This window comes from Glutamicibacter sp. NPDC127525 (genome assembly GCF_042672105.1).
Lineage (GTDB): Bacteria > Actinomycetota > Actinomycetes > Actinomycetales > Micrococcaceae > Glutamicibacter.
Map to the genome: position 1 here is coordinate 58,516 of NZ_JBHXVN010000002.1, position 14,443 is coordinate 72,958.

Here is a 14,443-nt window from a genome sequence, read left to right on the forward strand (position 1 = left end):
CCACACTTCCAAGGCAAGGGTTTAGAAGAAAGTACTCAGGTTCTTCGCCTGCAGAACGTTCTGGTCGAAGAGCAGCTCGCGGCGTGCAACGCCGAAGCTTCCATCTTCACGCACGCGCACAATGTCGGTGCGGCCGCCGCAGTAGATATCGGTTTCGGTCTGCAAGCGATTGCGGTAGACCAAAAACGCGCAACGCACCGACAGTTCGTTTTCGCTGACCCAATGTGCGGTGACATTGGAAATCAGGTGGCGGGTGCGGGAAGGAGGATCTTCAGCCCACGCCATGCCTGAGTCGTAGCGGCGGATACGCCACGCCAGCGACTCCTTGGTTTCGTCGAAGTACGCTGCTTCGCCTTCGCGGCCGATAGCCAACGCAGCTTGGCGGCGCAGGCGGTTGGTGCGCAGCGGCGCGAAGTAGAACAAGTCCTCTTCAAAGATTTCCAACCAGTCGGCAAAGCGGCCATCATCTAGCAGTTCGGCTTCACGGAAGTAGAACTGGGAGATGCGATAGTGCAGTTCCGAATCAACCAACTCGCCAGCAAGCTCGAATTCGGGTCTCTGGCTACCTGCAATTGCTTTTTCAGTCATGGTTTTCCCTCAATTCCTATCGGCAAGCCCTAGCGGGCCAGCTTCTTCAGATCAATGGATGGGTCAGCCAGTTGCTGCGCGTTCACTGGCTTCTGCTTGTCGATGATCCGGCGGGCAGCGCGCACCATCAGACCACCGTCAATCGCTGCGCAACCAGCGAGCAGGCCTTGGTCGTCGATGCGGAACGCGGCGACGGGAATGCCGTCGAGTTCACGGGTCACCAAGATGCCTTCGCCGAGCATGGAGCCCACTCCTTCGACGTGCACGCCGTGGCGGTCCGACCAGAACCAGGAAGCGCCGTGCGATGGCAGATCTTGTCCGAGCAGGGCCGCGGCAACGGTAGTGCCGGTGTTCATGGCGTGTTCCCAGTGCTCTGCACGGCGCAGCAAAGTGCCATCTGGCAAGCGGGTGCGCGCGGTATCGCCGATGGCATAGACGTTCGGGTGGCTGGTGCGCTGGGACTCATCGACCAGGATGCCGTTGTCGGTGTCCAGCCCGCTGGCCGAAGCCAGTGCGGTGTCGGCAACAATGCCGATTCCCACCAGCACCACGTCGGCTTCGACCCTGCCCTTGTCCCTGAGCTCAATGGTGTGCACGCCAGCTCCATTGACGGTGATCTCGGTGGGGACTCCGGTGACGACCAAGACCCCGTTTTCGCCGTGCATTTGATGCAGGCGGGTAGCCAACACTTCGCCCACGGCCGGAACCAATGGCGGATCGATTGGATCAATCAGGGTCACGTCGGCACCGAGTCGCAGGGCCGAGGAGGCAACCTCAGCGCCGATCAGCCCCGCGCCAACGATAGCCAATCGAATACCTTCGCCAAGCACCGAACGCAGGTGATCCGCATCCTTCATCGTGCGCAGTTCGAGTACCGTGGGCAGTTGCCCGCCGGGGATTGGCAACCGGCGGGCGGTACCACCGGTAGCCAGGACAATCTTGTCGGCGTGCAGCTTCTGGCCATCGGAGAGCACCACCGATGGTGCGTCAGCATCCAGTTCGACAACCTTGGCGGTGATGACCTCGACGCTGTTCTCGGTGAACCAATCGGCGGCACTGAGCAGGATCTGCGTTGCATCGCGCTTGGCCAGCAAGTAGTCCTTGCTCAGCGGCGGACGGTCATAAGGCAGCCCCTCCGGGTCTACGATTGCCAGTTTGCCGGTGAAGCCCTTTTCGCGCAGCTGGCGGGCTGCGGTGAATCCCGCCATGCCTCCGCCTGCAATGATCACTGATTCCGGTGCCATGATCTTCCTGTTCGTTAGTCGTTCTTCGCGCGCCTATTTAGGCAATTGCGTCCACGTTCGGGTGCAGCAGCAATTCCTCGCCATTGACCTCGACCTTATGGGTTCGGGCAGCGATGGTTGCAGGCATGCACAGTGCGGTGCCTGCCTTGAGGCAGAACTTCGCCGAGTGAACTGGGCATTCGACCTCCGTACCTTCGATCCATCCGTCAGCCAATGAGGCATCCTCATGGGTGCACGTGTCGTCCAGTGCGTAGAAGTTTCCATCCTCGGCGTGGAAAATCGCAATGTCGTTGCCGGTGCCGTTCTCGTCGCCCGGAATAACCTTTGCTTCGCCTTCTTCGATGTCCTCAACGGAGCCGATGCTCAATGGGGTGCTCATGGTTACTTGTTCCTTTCGTGCCATGCCGGGGTGTTCATGATCTTGGCCCAGTGCTTGTAGAAAGCGCGGCCTGCGGCGTCCGAGTACAGTTCGCTGGTGGTGCCCGGGTAGACACCGTCTTCGCGTTCCGAACCGATGCCCATCTGGAAGTTCAGCGGGACGCGGTTGGTGACGAAGCCACCGGAGATGGCTTGGATTTCAGACCAGTTCTCTCCGTCATCTGCCTCGAAGATGCCCGAGGGGCCGAAGGTACGCAGATTGTACAGGCGCTGGGCGTCTTTCACATCGTCCGGCATCGATTTGTCGACCAGGACCCACGCCCAGACCTCGATCTTGTCCGGGCCTTTCGGGTGCCAAACGCGGATCGAACCGTTGACCGGAAGATAGGAGAAGTTCGGGAATACTGTGGCGTGACCGGTAGTCATCGGGCCTTCAACGGCTGCATCGCCGAGGCGTTCGCGCAGCATCTCGTAGTCGTAGTACTCATGTACCGGACGCGCATCGAAGCGGGACTTCGGGTGGGTCGGGAAACCAGCACCATGTCCGTTTTCGCTGACGAATTGGCGGCCCGGGGTGGCTGCGATGTCCGACTTTGGGCCTTTGCCAGTTGGCGAGAGGACCATCAGCGCCGATGCGTGGGACATGTTCACGTGGTACCAGTCGGTGGCGAACTGCTCGGCAGCGAGTTTCCAGTTGCCATCCAGTTCCCACTTCATCACACCGCCCATAACCTCGGTTCCTTCCGGGTCGCGGTCCAACATGGCATCCATGTAGTAACGCATATCGCCCAGGGCTTCCTCCAGCGGCTCAGCGTCGTGGTCCCAATTGCCGAAGAGCAGACCCTTGTATTCCTGGACGTTGGGAACCTCGATCAGGCTCCACTTATTCCTGTCGAAATCTTCCGGGTAGGCCTTCTCGTTAGGCACGGACTTCAATGCACCGGCCAGGTCGAAGGACCAGCCGTGGTAAGAGCAGGTGAACATCTTGGTGGCACCGGCGTCAGCGCGGCACAGTCGCACGCCGCGGTGTCGGCAGGAGTTCAGGTATGCGCGGATCTTCTTGGTCTTGTCCATGGTGACAATGATGGGATCTTCACCCATGAAGGTGGTGAAGAAGTCGCCTGGCTTCTTGAACTGGCTGGTATGCGCCAAGAAGAGCCAGCTGCTGGCGAAGATGCGTCGCTGCTCTTGGGCGTAGATTGCTGGTTCGCTGTAGATGGCACGGTCAATCAGACCGCCATCGGAGTCGACAAGGGAGCTGACATCAATGTTGCGATTCAGCTCTTGCGGGCGTTTCATGCGACCGATGGAAGCGTTGGCTTCCGGCTGTGTCGAACAGCTATCAGCGGATGGACAATTATCAGCGGTGCTCATCTGCATACCGTCCTTGCTCTGGTGTGGTGCCGCCTAAGCTCCGGCGACCTTGCTCGTGATCCATTGACACATGCGGGTAGCGAATAACGCCACCCTGCGTTCCGAACCATAAGAGCTCCCCCGATGTCAAGGGGCGGCGTGGCGGGGGTCACGATCTTCCAGGCATTCGCGTCTCAGGACCGTAAATCTGAGCAAAACAGCCCGCCGGACCCTGCGCCCCACGCACGCCGGAATCTTGACAGGGCTCCGTTCGAAATATTTCCAACCCCAAACTCAAGGCGTAGCCGCCAAGGTGCTCAAAAGCAGTCACTGCGATGCACTCCAACACTCACCAACGCCACCTGCTAGCCCCGACAGTCATCGGACGGCCATCTAAATCCGCAAGTAAAACGCAGATTTCAGCTCATCTTCAAGCTCACTCCTGGCGACAAGATCTCGCTACCGTTCCGGTGTGCGGAACGATGCTTGGCAAGTTTGCCGTAACTCACCTCACACTATTCAAAGCGCAACTACATGCCGGGGACTGCGCCCCCAAGCCTTTCATCGTCACCCTTTACGACACTCGGAGCTCGCAATGGATCAAGCATCGGCATCGGCCTCAAAGCCGACAACAACCAAGGAATCCCGTCGGGCGCTGATTTCCAGCTTCCTCGGATCGACTGTGGAGTACTACGACTTCCTGCTTTACGGCTCGGCCGCAGGCTTGGTCTTCCCGCACCTGTTCTTCTCGGACGAGATGGACCCGACCTTGGGCATGGTGCTTTCGTTCGTGATCTTGCTGGCTGGCTATGCCACCCGACCAATCGGCGGCGTGCTCTTCGGGCACTTCGGCGATCGGTTCGGCCGCAAGAACATGCTTTTCATTACGCTGATGATGATGGGCCTGGTTTCGGTGGGCATCGGTCTGATGCCAACCTACGACACCATTGGCTTCGCTGCACCGCTGATGCTGGTACTGCTGCGCGTAATCCAGGGTCTGGCCGTTGGCGGCGAATGGGCTGGCGCTACGCTCATGGCCGCCGAGCACGTTCAGGAAAAGAACCGCGGACTGGCAGCTTCGATCGCGGTAACCGGAGGTCCAACCGGTTCCGTTCTGGCAACCTTGATCCTCGGCCTGTTCGCAGGTTTGCCACAGGAGCAGTTCCTGTCCTGGGGCTGGCGCATTCCGTTCCTGCTCTCGGCCGCGCTGGTTATCATTGGCTTGTACATGCGTTACCGCGTAACTGAATCTCCTGACTTCGTAGAAGCCCAGAAGTCCGGGAAGATTCATACCGGTGTGCCAATTGTCCGCGTGCTGACCCAGTACCCGCTGTCTTCGCTGTACGGAATCCTTGCCGCTGCCGGCCCGCTGTTCATGCAGTCCCTGCTAGCTATATTCATGGTTCCCTACGTTGTCGAATCCGGTGCAGTTGATCGCCAGCAGGCGCTGATGATGCTCACCGCTTCCTCATTCGTTCATATCTTCGCAATTCCATTCTTTGCGGGCCTCTCGGACCGGTTCGGCCGACGTCCTGTGATGATGGTTGGCGCCGGTATTTCTATCGCATTGGTCTTCCCGATGTTCGCTTTGTTCAACTCCGGCAGCTTCTGGCTTATAGCGTTGGCATTCATGGTTGGCAACCCAATCATCCAGGCATCGATGTACGGCCCGATCGGCGCCTTCCTGGCCGAGAAGTTCGACACCCAGGACCGCTACACCGGCGTATCGCTGACCTTCCAGCTCGGCTCGCTGGTAGGTGCAGGTACTGCTCCGCTGATGGCTACCTGGTTGATAAATCTAGGCAACGGCGGCGGCACCAGTAACATCGCTTGGTACTTCATCTTGCTGATCGTTCTGGCTGGGCTGTCGGTCTACCTGTCCAAGGAAACCCGTAGCCGAACAGCACGCGCTACGCTGCGCGCCGAGGAAACCATCGACGACAAGGTTCTCGGCCAGTAATCCAATCAAACCGCAGATGGGACGGACCTGAACCCTCAGGTCTGTCCCATCGGCACGTTCGGCGCATCCGTTTTTTGGCAAGACGACGAAGTCTAGTGAAATCTGAATACTCGAACCACTGCCTGCACCCTACAGTTGTGTGCGGGCTCGTCCCTAGTTCAAGATCTTTAGGAGCAATCATGGCAATTCCGAACAGCGTAGAAGAGCTCGACGCTCTCGTTGACACTTTCCTCTCCCGTTTGGGTTTCGATGACATTGTCACCACCCTTGGCCTCGTGCCGCATGCCGCCGATGGCAAGAGCATCAGCCTGCGTATGCCTTTGAAAGATCCCCTGGCCCAGGCCAACGGCATGTTCTCGGCCGCCGCACAGTTCGGCGCGGCCGATATCACCGGAACTTTCTTGGCCATGGCGGCTTACGCAGACAGTGGCCAGTTCCCGCTGGCGGTGCAATCGAACCAGAACTACATGAGCAATTCCAAAGCAGATTTCGCCGTAGCGACCGCGCGTATCCTGCGCGGCGGCGGCTCCGTTGCGGTCACCGAGGTGACCGTGGCCGACAGCGAAGGCAAAGAGCTAATGCATTCGACGTTCACCTATGTCATCAAGGAACGCAAAGTAGGCAAGTAACCTGCTTCGTTCCGCTAGATGGAACGAGAGGGCGCATTGCTCAGGCAATGTTCCTATCGTGGAAATTAGGATTCCCGCCGTGCGCAACTTTCATCGTTGCCCGGCACCCGTGAGCAAGTTTGAAGGAGCCTCCCATGACTGAGACCGCAATTCCGCAGTACACCACCGACAAGTTCTTCGGTTTGGAAGACAAGTGGCTGCAAACCGCAGAAGGCGAGCTGACCCACTACCACGAGCTCGGTGATGGCACCCCCATCCTGTTCCTTCATGGTTCGGGCACCGGCGTCACCGCAGCAGCTAACTGGTGGCTTAATCTGCCGGAGCTGTCCGAATCCGGCCGCTGCATTGCGATTGATTCGGTGGGCTATGGCCAGACCATCGCCCCTGAAGGCATCCAGTACGGCATCAAGGAATGGGTCCGCCACGCGGTACGTACCCTGGATGCCCTGGGCATCGAGAAGACCTGGATCGTTGGCAACTCGTTAGGTGGCTGGCTCGCATTCCAATTCGCCATCGACTTCCCTGAGCGCCTACTCGGCGTGGTGTCCATGGGTACCGGCGGTGCCAAGCTCACCGGAGCTTTGAAGGGCCATTCCAACCCAGTGCTCACCGAGGAAGGCATCCGAAAGACCTTGGAAATGTTCGTAGTGGACAAGTCCCTGGTCACCGACGAATTGGTGTCCCTGCGCTACCAGTCGGCGCTGAACGATACCGCTTCGGAGCGCCTGGCGGACGTAGTCGCAGCCCGCGACCGCGACCGCACCGACCTGCCCTTGGACTTCGATGTCCTGTCCAAGCTGGAAATCCCGGTATTGCTGATCCATGGCGTCCAGGATGTAGTCATCCCGGTATCGCGCACCTGGGAACTGCTGAACTTGATTCCGAACGCCGATGCGCACATCTTCAGCCAGTGCGGCCACTGGTCCCAGGTGGAACGCGCCGAAGAATTCAACCAGGTAATTTCTTCCTATCTGGCACGCCACGCCTAATCGGCATAGTTTCCCAGTGGCGGTGTTTGCCCAAGTCAGCAGGCTTCGGCAAACACCGCCACTGTTGATTAACCCAGAAATCGCCTGATCCCTGAGACGAGCAGTACGTCACTTTGAACAGTATTCGCTCAGTGTTCCGACTGATGGAACGCGAGCTAGCTCAGACGTGAGATAGCGAGTGAAATAGAACATAGAACAAGCGACACGTATCGGTCTGCTTCTACCGCAAGGAGAACGTCATGCCACAGGCATTGCTCTGCATGTCCCACAGCCCGCTGCTGGAACACACCAATCCGCCAGCTGAGGTAAAAGCCGCAGTTGAAGAGGCCTTCGAGAAGGCTCGCGCCTTCGTCAAGGATTTCGATCCAGATCTGATTATCAACTTCGGTCCAGACCACTACAACGGTTTCTTCTACGACCTGATGCCGCCGTTCTGCATCGGCTACGAGGCGCTGGGCACCGGCGACTACAACTCGTGGGATGGACCGATCAACGTTCCAACCACCATCTCCCAGGACCTGGCAGAATATGTCATCTCCCAGGACATCGACACGGCCATCAGCCGCAAGATGGAAGTTGACCACGGTGCGGTGCAGCCCGTGGAAATCATGTACGGAAATCTGTCGGACAAGCCGATGATCCCCATTTTCGTGAACTCCGTGGCCCGCCCCTTCGTCAAGGTTTCCCGCGTTCGCAAGTTCGGCCAGGCTGTCGGCGAGTTCTTCAAGAACTCCGACAAGAAGGTCCTGTTCATCGGTTCGGGCGGGCTCTCCCATGATCCCCCTGTGCCGCAGATCGCCACCGCTACCGAGGAGCAGCGTGCTTTCCTCACCGATGGCCGCAAGCCGACGCCGGAGGCCCGTGCGGCACGCCAGCAGCGCACCATCGATACAGCCGTTGCTTTCGCCAAGGGAGAGGCCGACATCATGGATCTGAATCCGGAGTGGGACCAGGTGTTCCTGGAAATCTGCAAGTCCGGTGATGTCACCGGGTTCGACGCTCTGAATGCCGACGAAATGGATGCCGTAGCAGGCCATTCCTCGCACGAAGTTCGCACTTGGGTTGCCGCTTACTCGGCGCTCAAGGCCTGCGGTGACTACGAGGTCACCTACGAGTTCTACAAGCCAATCAAGGAATACATTGCCGGTTTCGGCGTAACGACAGCGGTGATCAAGTAATGACTCAAGCTCCTCAGGCAGGCGCAGCGGATTGGGCAAGCAACCATTCCTCCGAAGCCCCGCGCAGCGAACTAATCAAGCGACTCGCCAATGAACTTCTGGCCGCGACCGAGACCAGGGTCGCGGTTCCACCGTTGCGTGATCGTGTACTGGAAATGACCCTGGAAGATGCATACCAGGTTCAGGACGCGCAGTTGCAGCATCATGTGGCTAACGGCCGTGTGCTGGCAGGCCGCAAGGTCGGGTTGACTTCGCTGGCCATGCAGCAGCAGCTGGGCGTCGATTCGCCGGACTTCGGCTACTTCTTCGCTGACATGGTGCACCACGAAGACGCGTCCATCCCAGCAGGCAGCTTCATTTCGCCAAAGGTAGAACCAGAATTCGGTTTCGTGCTCAAGGAAACCCTGACCGGTCCGGGTATTACCCGCGAGCAGGCAGCTGCAGCGATCGGTGAAGTCTACGCAGCCATCGAGATCATCGATTCGCGAGTTGCCGATTGGAACATCAAGCTGGTGGACACCGTGGCTGATAACGCTTCCTGCGGGGCGATTGCCGTCGGCACCACCCCCTTGGATGTCGCGATCGAGGATCTGGCTGTTGTGGAATGCTCGCTGCTCATCGACGGCAAGATCGTTGCCAGCGGCAAGGGCGAAGCGGTCATGGGCGACCCGGTAGCCCCGCTGGCTTGGCTCGCGAATGTCCTCGGCGAACAGGGTGTAGCCCTGGAAGCCGGCCAGCTGATCCTGCCAGGCTCCTTCACCGGCGCCGTCCCGGTCGAGCAGAACACCAGCGCCACCGCGGATTTCGGTGCGCTCGGTTCCCTGACCATCAACTTCTCCTAGCAACGCGCGCCGTTGCCCCACGAACTCATTTTTGCCCAGTAGCTAAGGAAGCTCTCTCATGGCCAAGAAAACTGCCGCCATCGTCGGTTCCGGAAATATCGGTTCCGACCTCATGTTCAAGATCATGCGCCGCTCGACTAACGTCGAGGTCAAGTACATGATTGGTGTAGATCCAGCATCAGACGGCCTGGCTCGCGCCGCCCGCCTTGGCATAACCACTTCCGCCGAGGGCGTTGACTGGCTGCTAGCCCAGGAGGAGCTGCCGGACTTCGTTTTCGAATGCACCTCGGCCAAGGCCCACGAGGCCAACGCACCGAAGTACAAGGCCGCCGGCATCCACGCCATCGACCTGACCCCGGCTGCGGTTGGCCCCTACCTGGCTCCGGTGGTGAACCTGGATACGCTGACCGACACCATGAACGTCAACATGATCACCTGCGCCGGCCAAGCCACCACCCCGATCGTTGCCGCGGTGTCCTCCATCGTCCCGGTGGAGTACGCGGAAATCGTTGCTTCCATCGCGTCGAAGTCCGCCGGCCCGGGCACCCGTGCCAACGTGGACGAGTTCACCGAAACCACTGCCAAGGCCCTTGAGGTGGTTGGCGGTGCGAAGCGCGGCAAGGCAATCATCATCATCAACCCGGTGGAACCGCCGATGATGATGCGCAACACCATTTACTGCATGATTCCGGCAGAAGCTGCAGCACCCGGTGATACCCGGGAAGCGATCCGCGCCGCCATCGACAAGGCTGCCGAGCAGATCCGCGACTACGTCCCGGGCTATCAGCTGCGCCTGGAACCGCAGTTCGAGGAAGCCCGCGAGGACTGGGGCGGCTTTGGCCGCGTCGGCATCTGGGTCCAGGTAGCTGGCGCCGCGGATTACCTGCCAGAGTACGCAGGCAACTTGGACATCATTACCGCTGCAGCCACCCGCACCGCGGACCTGCTTTCAGAGAAGATCTACGCCGCGCGTTCCGCCGCGTCGGTGAACTAAGGAATAGGGGACGCAATCATGACTGCACCTATGGATACCGCTTTCGACATCCGCCTGACCGACACCACCCTGCGCGATGGATCGCACGCCATGAGCCACAAGTTCACCGAAGAGCATGTTCGCTCGGTGGTTCGCGCGCTGGATGACTCCCGTGTTGAGGTCATTGAAGTAACCCACGGCGATGGCCTGGGTGGCTCCTCCTTCAACTACGGCTTCTCGCTGACCCCGGAATTGGATCTGATCAAGGCCGCTGTGGACGAAGCCAAGCAGGCGAAGATCGCTGTGCTGATGCTGCCTGGGCTGGGCACCATCCACGACCTGAACCAGGCCCATGAGGTTGGGGCATCGGTAGCCCGCATCGCCACCCATTGCACCGAGGCGGACGTTTCGATCCAGCACTTCCAGCACGCACGCAAGCTGGGTATGGAGACCGTCGGCTTCCTGATGCTCAGCCACCGTATCACCCCCGAGGAACTGGCCAAGCAGGCACGCATCATGGCTGATGCAGGTTGCCAGTGCGTCTATGTGGTGGACTCTGCCGGCGCGCTGATCCTGGATGATGTCTCTGACCGCGTTTCCGCATTGGTTTCCGAACTGGGCAGCGACGCGCAGGTAGGCTTCCACGGCCACCAGAACATGAGCTTCGGTGTTGCCAACTCGGTGTACGCAGTGCGTGCCGGTGCCAAGCAAATCGATGGCACCTTGATGGCTCTGGGCGCAGGTGCAGGCAACTCCCCTACCGAAGTTCTGGCTGCCGCTTTCGACCGCCTTGAGATCAAGACCGGTGTCGACATCCAGGGCGTCATGGCTGCGGCTGAAGACGTCGTCAAGCCTTTCATCACCCGCATGCCGGTAATGGACCGAGCTTCGATCATGCAGGGCTATGCAGGCGTGTACTCCTCATTCCTGATCCACGCGGAACGAGCAGCAGATCGCTATGGCGTTCCTGCCTATCGCATCCTCGAAGAAGTTGGCAAGGCCGGATACGTTGGCGGCCAGGAAGACATGATTGTTGACGTGGCGGTGCAGTTGGCTGCGCAGAAGTAGGACGCCTCCGAATGCAACGGAAGCCGCAAAGTCTCGGACTGCGCGGCTTCCGTTTTCCGTTCTTGATGCTATGCGCTGAGGAAGGTCACGGTGATGCGCGCCGGGGTCTGCGCGTACACAGCATGCAGGACATTGGCTTCAACGAATATGCTGCCGCCAACGGCCAGCGGGTATTTGCGCCCTTCTACGGTGAACTCGATTTCGCCTTCAATGACCGAAACGATGATCGGGGTGCGGGCCACATGTTCTTTCAACTCTACATTCGCGTCAAAAGCAATTTCCGTGATCTGCGCTTTTTCGCCGGCGAAGATTCGTTTGGCCGCATATTTTCCTGGCTTCATCGGATTGCGCTCCGCATTGCCGGCCGCTGAAAACGAAATCAGTTCGGATTGTTCAGCAGCAGTATTTTCGTTCAAGGGAATTCCCGCTTTCCGGCGCATTTGTATCGACGTCGATTTACCTACCAGCATGCTCCTTTTGCCCTTCGGGAGCCAACGGCCGCCTGAAACCTGCAGTCCTCTGCACTGCAGCACGTCATGATGGCAGCTTCCGAATCCGGGAACCGATCGCTGGAAGCCGCACCCCGCAGCGCCATGCCCCTGTTTACACGGGGTTTTCCGTTCAAGAAGCGCGGTATACCCGGACTATGCCATGATCAGAGCGTGAATAAAGACGCTACCTCACCTTCTCGCACCGCAGGGTCGCAAACTTTAGCGCGCGGCCTGGCGATTCTCCGCTTGGTCACGGAAGCTTCCGATGGCTTGTCTCCTGCCGAGGTAGCCGCGGCAGCCGACGTGCACCGCACCGTGGCCTACCGGATTCTCAATACGTTGTGCGAAGCGCAGATGCTGCGCCGGGGATCTGATGGCCGCTACCGCGGCGCTGCCGGATTACTCCCCTTGGCCGAGGCTGGTCACCAGCACCTTCGCACCGCGGCTTTGCCGTTGCTGCGCGAAGCGGCCGATGAGTTGGGCATCACCGTTTCGCTATTGGTGCGCGAAGCAGATATCGCGGTGGCGCTCGCTGTGGTCTCGCCACGTCACGGCACCTATCACGTTGCCTTTTCCGAAGGCTCGCATCACCCCATTACGCAGGGGGCCGCGGGCCTGGCACTGCAGGCCGCCGAACCCGAGCGCGCCAACGATTCCGAGCAGATCCGCGATGTGCGCAAACTTGGCTATGCACAGACCTTCGGGCAAGTGGAAGAGAACATGCACGGCTTGGCTGTGCCCCTGAAGCTTGGTGCCGGGCAGCCTGTTGCCTGCCTGAATGCGATTACCGTTCGCGAGCAGCAAGCTGCGGATTCGGCCAAGACCCTGCAACGCATCGCGGCCGAACTGTCTCGGCTTATCCGCATCTGATCCACATTTCGGCAGCAAGCGTTCTGCCATGCGGAACGCCCGGTTGACCCACATCACAGACAGTGGTGTTATGGAACTCAAAAGCGGTGCACATACTGTTCAAAAGTGTGCGTTATTGACACAAAAGTGAGTTCTCAATGGCTGATTCCACACCCACCACCAGTGAAGTCCTGATTGTCGGCGCCGGTCCAACCGGCCTCATGCTCGCCAATATTCTTGGTGGCTACGGCCATTCGGTGACCGTGCTCGAAGCACGCGACACCCTGATCGACTATCCACGAGGCGTGGGGCTGGATGACGAGTCTCTGCGCACCATCCAAAGCATCGGCCTGGTTGAACAGGTCCGCCCGCACACAACCCCGCAGCACATCATGCGCCTGGTCAATGGCCGCGGCAAGAGCATCATCATCAATAACCCGCAAACCGATGAATTCGGCTGGGAACGCAAGCACGGATTCATCCAGCCAGAAGTAGACCGCGAGCTCTTCAACGGCCTGAGCCGATTCGCTAACGTCAACGTTCATTTCGGCCACGAAGTCCTGGACGTTGAAGAGTCCGCAGGCAGCGTTACCGCCGTTGCCCGGACTACCGACGCAGCAGGCAACGATACAGAGACTCGGTTCGAAGCCCAGTATCTCGTTGGTTGCGAAGGCGGCAAGTCCCCGACCCGCAAGCGTTTGGGCGTGAGCTTCGACGGCGAATCGCCATCCACTCGCTGGCTCGTGGTCGATGTAAACAACGACCCGTTGGGCACGCCAAACGTTTTCCTGGGCGCCGACCCGGAGCGCCCTTATGTTTCCATCGGATTGCCGCACGCAGTCCGCCGCTGGGAGTTCATGCTCCGAGACGATGAAACAGAAGAGCAGGCAACCGATCCCGAATTCGTGAACCAGATGCTGGCCTCCCACGTGCCGGATCCAAGCACCCTGAACTACATCCGGCGCCGCGTATTCACCCACCACGCCCGCGTGGCCGGCTCCTTCCGCAAAGGCCGGCAGATCATCGCCGGCGATGCCGCGCATCTAATGCCAGTGTGGATGGGGCAGGGTTGGAATTCCGGCATGCGCGATGCCACGAACCTGGGCTGGAAGCTGTCCACCATCCTCTCCGGCCAAGCCTCCGATAGGCTGCTCGACACCTTCACCGATGAGCGCCGCGACCACGCAAAGGCGATGGTGGATCTGTCGCTGACCATGGGCAAGATCATCAAGATCACCAATCCACTGGGTGTCATCGCCCGTGATACGGCATCCAGCGTGCTCAATCTCTTCCCATCCGTCAAGAGCTACTTCGCGGATATGCGCTTCAAGCCGATGCCGCGCTATGTCAAGGGCGTGCTGGCAGACCCGAGCACTAAGACTTCAGGGACCGCCAATGGCAAACTGACCAGCAAGCTGATTCCATTCACCACCGCGAACACTACGATTTCTCCAGTGGGCGTGCAGTTCATCCAGCCTAAGGTAAGCACCGACGAGCTGGGCACCGTGCTGCTCGACGAGGCTGTCGGCAAGTGGTGGACCTTGCTAGTCTGGGGCAACGATCCAGCAGATGTCTTGCCGGCGCGCACACTTGCCAAGCTCAAGGAGCTGGGAGCATGCCTGGTCGCCGTTGTTCCGGAAACCCAGTATGGATGGGCCAAGCGTGACATGCACGAGGGCACCCTGGTTCTCGCGGATGCCACTGGCCGCTTGAAGAAGTGGTTCGACGACCGCCCGACTCCAATGCTGCTGATCCGTCCTGACCGCTTCGTTGCCGGCGCTTGCCTGAACCAGGACGGGCCGCAAACTATTGATGCCGTCTTGGAAGCAATGAATTTCCAGAGCTCAGCGCGCTCCGTGAAAGATCCAGCACCTGCATTAGCAAACTAACACCAATAACGC

Annotated in this window: 14 protein-coding genes; 9 read left to right on the forward strand and 5 right to left on the reverse strand. The window is 59.5% G+C overall.

Features of this window, described 5'->3' with window-relative positions:
- Positions 1 to 21: 21 nt before the first annotated feature.
- Genes ACFVHU_RS06020 through ACFVHU_RS06035 form a run of 4 tightly spaced genes read right to left on the reverse strand, consistent with a single transcriptional unit; the run spans position 22 to position 3,509 of the window.
- Positions 22 to 588: an aromatic-ring-hydroxylating dioxygenase subunit beta gene (locus tag ACFVHU_RS06020; RefSeq protein WP_388023115.1), complete on the reverse strand. Its 567-nt coding sequence runs from the start codon at positions 586 to 588 to the stop codon at positions 22 to 24.
- A 29-nt stretch (positions 589 to 617) separates the two neighbouring features.
- On the reverse strand, positions 618 to 1,832 hold the full coding sequence (locus tag ACFVHU_RS06025) for an NAD(P)/FAD-dependent oxidoreductase (protein ID WP_388023118.1): 1,215 nt from the start codon (positions 1,830 to 1,832) through the stop codon (positions 618 to 620).
- A gap of 37 nt (positions 1,833 to 1,869) precedes the next feature.
- Positions 1,870 to 2,211 carry a bifunctional 3-phenylpropionate/cinnamic acid dioxygenase ferredoxin subunit gene (locus ACFVHU_RS06030; RefSeq protein ID WP_388023120.1) on the reverse strand — a complete coding sequence of 114 codons (342 nt, stop codon included), beginning with the start codon at positions 2,209 to 2,211 and terminating at the stop codon, positions 1,870 to 1,872.
- 2 nt (positions 2,212 to 2,213) lie between these two features.
- Positions 2,214 to 3,509: an aromatic ring-hydroxylating dioxygenase subunit alpha gene (locus tag ACFVHU_RS06035; RefSeq protein WP_388023122.1), complete on the reverse strand. Its 1,296-nt coding sequence runs from the start codon at positions 3,507 to 3,509 to the stop codon at positions 2,214 to 2,216.
- A 649-nt stretch (positions 3,510 to 4,158) separates the two neighbouring features.
- Here ACFVHU_RS06035 and ACFVHU_RS06040 point away from each other — a divergent pair.
- The 7 genes from ACFVHU_RS06040 (at position 4,159) to dmpG (ending at position 11,202) form a co-directional block, all read left to right on the forward strand.
- Positions 4,159 to 5,523, forward strand: a complete 1,365-nt coding sequence (locus tag ACFVHU_RS06040; RefSeq protein WP_388023125.1) for an MFS transporter — start codon at positions 4,159 to 4,161, stop codon at positions 5,521 to 5,523.
- 179 nt (positions 5,524 to 5,702) lie between these two features.
- Positions 5,703 to 6,152: a PaaI family thioesterase gene (locus ACFVHU_RS06045; RefSeq protein ID WP_388023127.1), complete on the forward strand. Its 450-nt coding sequence runs from the start codon at positions 5,703 to 5,705 to the stop codon at positions 6,150 to 6,152.
- Positions 6,153 to 6,286: 134 nt separating this feature from the next.
- The gene (locus tag ACFVHU_RS06050) at positions 6,287 to 7,141 is read left to right on the forward strand and encodes an alpha/beta fold hydrolase (protein WP_388023130.1); all 855 of its coding nucleotides are present in this window, start codon (positions 6,287 to 6,289) and stop codon (positions 7,139 to 7,141) included.
- A 239-nt stretch (positions 7,142 to 7,380) separates the two neighbouring features.
- Positions 7,381 to 8,319, forward strand: a complete 939-nt coding sequence (locus ACFVHU_RS06055; protein ID WP_388023133.1) for a 3-carboxyethylcatechol 2,3-dioxygenase — start codon at positions 7,381 to 7,383, stop codon at positions 8,317 to 8,319.
- Entirely contained in the window at positions 8,319 to 9,161 is an 843-nt protein-coding gene (locus ACFVHU_RS06060; RefSeq protein ID WP_388023136.1) for a 2-keto-4-pentenoate hydratase, read from the forward strand. Before ACFVHU_RS06055 ends, ACFVHU_RS06060 begins: the two co-directional genes overlap by 1 nt.
- A 58-nt stretch (positions 9,162 to 9,219) precedes the next feature.
- The gene (locus tag ACFVHU_RS06065; protein WP_388023138.1) at positions 9,220 to 10,155 is read left to right on the forward strand and encodes an acetaldehyde dehydrogenase (acetylating); all 936 of its coding nucleotides are present in this window, start codon (positions 9,220 to 9,222) and stop codon (positions 10,153 to 10,155) included.
- Positions 10,156 to 10,173: 18 nt separating this feature from the next.
- Positions 10,174 to 11,202, forward strand: a complete 1,029-nt coding sequence (gene dmpG / locus ACFVHU_RS06070; RefSeq protein WP_388023141.1) for a 4-hydroxy-2-oxovalerate aldolase — start codon at positions 10,174 to 10,176, stop codon at positions 11,200 to 11,202.
- Between the two features lie 68 nt (positions 11,203 to 11,270).
- Here the strand turns inward: dmpG and ACFVHU_RS06075 are convergent, their stop codons facing one another.
- Positions 11,271 to 11,618, reverse strand: a complete 348-nt coding sequence (locus tag ACFVHU_RS06075) for a cupin domain-containing protein (RefSeq protein ID WP_388023143.1) — start codon at positions 11,616 to 11,618, stop codon at positions 11,271 to 11,273.
- Between the two features lie 246 nt (positions 11,619 to 11,864).
- Here ACFVHU_RS06075 and ACFVHU_RS06080 point away from each other — a divergent pair, with 246 nt between their 5' ends.
- Together ACFVHU_RS06080 and ACFVHU_RS06085 are read left to right on the forward strand one after the other, a co-directional pair.
- Positions 11,865 to 12,563, forward strand: coding sequence for an IclR family transcriptional regulator (locus tag ACFVHU_RS06080; protein ID WP_388023145.1), 699 nt, complete (start codon positions 11,865 to 11,867; stop codon positions 12,561 to 12,563).
- Between the two features lie 137 nt (positions 12,564 to 12,700).
- The gene (locus ACFVHU_RS06085) at positions 12,701 to 14,431 is read left to right on the forward strand and encodes a bifunctional 3-(3-hydroxy-phenyl)propionate/3-hydroxycinnamic acid hydroxylase (protein ID WP_388023147.1); all 1,731 of its coding nucleotides are present in this window, start codon (positions 12,701 to 12,703) and stop codon (positions 14,429 to 14,431) included.
- Positions 14,432 to 14,443 lie beyond the last annotated feature (12 nt).

Excerpts from the sequence above, each read along its gene's own strand:
- ACFVHU_RS06045 (WP_388023127.1), top strand. The coding sequence starts at position 5,703 with ATGGCAATTCCGAACAGCGTAGAAGAGCTCGACGCTCTCGTTGACACT.
- ACFVHU_RS06025 (WP_388023118.1), bottom strand. The coding sequence starts at position 1,832 with ATGGCACCGGAATCAGTGATCATTGCAGGCGGAGGCATGGCGGGATTC.
- ACFVHU_RS06040 (WP_388023125.1), top strand. The coding sequence starts at position 4,159 with ATGGATCAAGCATCGGCATCGGCCTCAAAGCCGACAACAACCAAGGAA.
- ACFVHU_RS06085 (WP_388023147.1), top strand. The coding sequence starts at position 12,701 with ATGGCTGATTCCACACCCACCACCAGTGAAGTCCTGATTGTCGGCGCC.
- ACFVHU_RS06035 (WP_388023122.1), bottom strand. The coding sequence starts at position 3,509 with ATGAAACGCCCGCAAGAGCTGAATCGCAACATTGATGTCAGCTCCCTT.
- ACFVHU_RS06060 (WP_388023136.1), top strand. The coding sequence starts at position 8,319 with ATGACTCAAGCTCCTCAGGCAGGCGCAGCGGATTGGGCAAGCAACCAT.
- ACFVHU_RS06065 (WP_388023138.1), top strand. The coding sequence starts at position 9,220 with ATGGCCAAGAAAACTGCCGCCATCGTCGGTTCCGGAAATATCGGTTCC.
- ACFVHU_RS06055 (WP_388023133.1), top strand. The coding sequence starts at position 7,381 with ATGCCACAGGCATTGCTCTGCATGTCCCACAGCCCGCTGCTGGAACAC.
- ACFVHU_RS06050 (WP_388023130.1), top strand. The coding sequence starts at position 6,287 with ATGACTGAGACCGCAATTCCGCAGTACACCACCGACAAGTTCTTCGGT.
- dmpG (WP_388023141.1), top strand. The coding sequence starts at position 10,174 with ATGACTGCACCTATGGATACCGCTTTCGACATCCGCCTGACCGACACC.
- ACFVHU_RS06030 (WP_388023120.1), bottom strand. The coding sequence starts at position 2,211 with ATGAGCACCCCATTGAGCATCGGCTCCGTTGAGGACATCGAAGAAGGC.
- ACFVHU_RS06020 (WP_388023115.1), bottom strand. The coding sequence starts at position 588 with ATGACTGAAAAAGCAATTGCAGGTAGCCAGAGACCCGAATTCGAGCTT.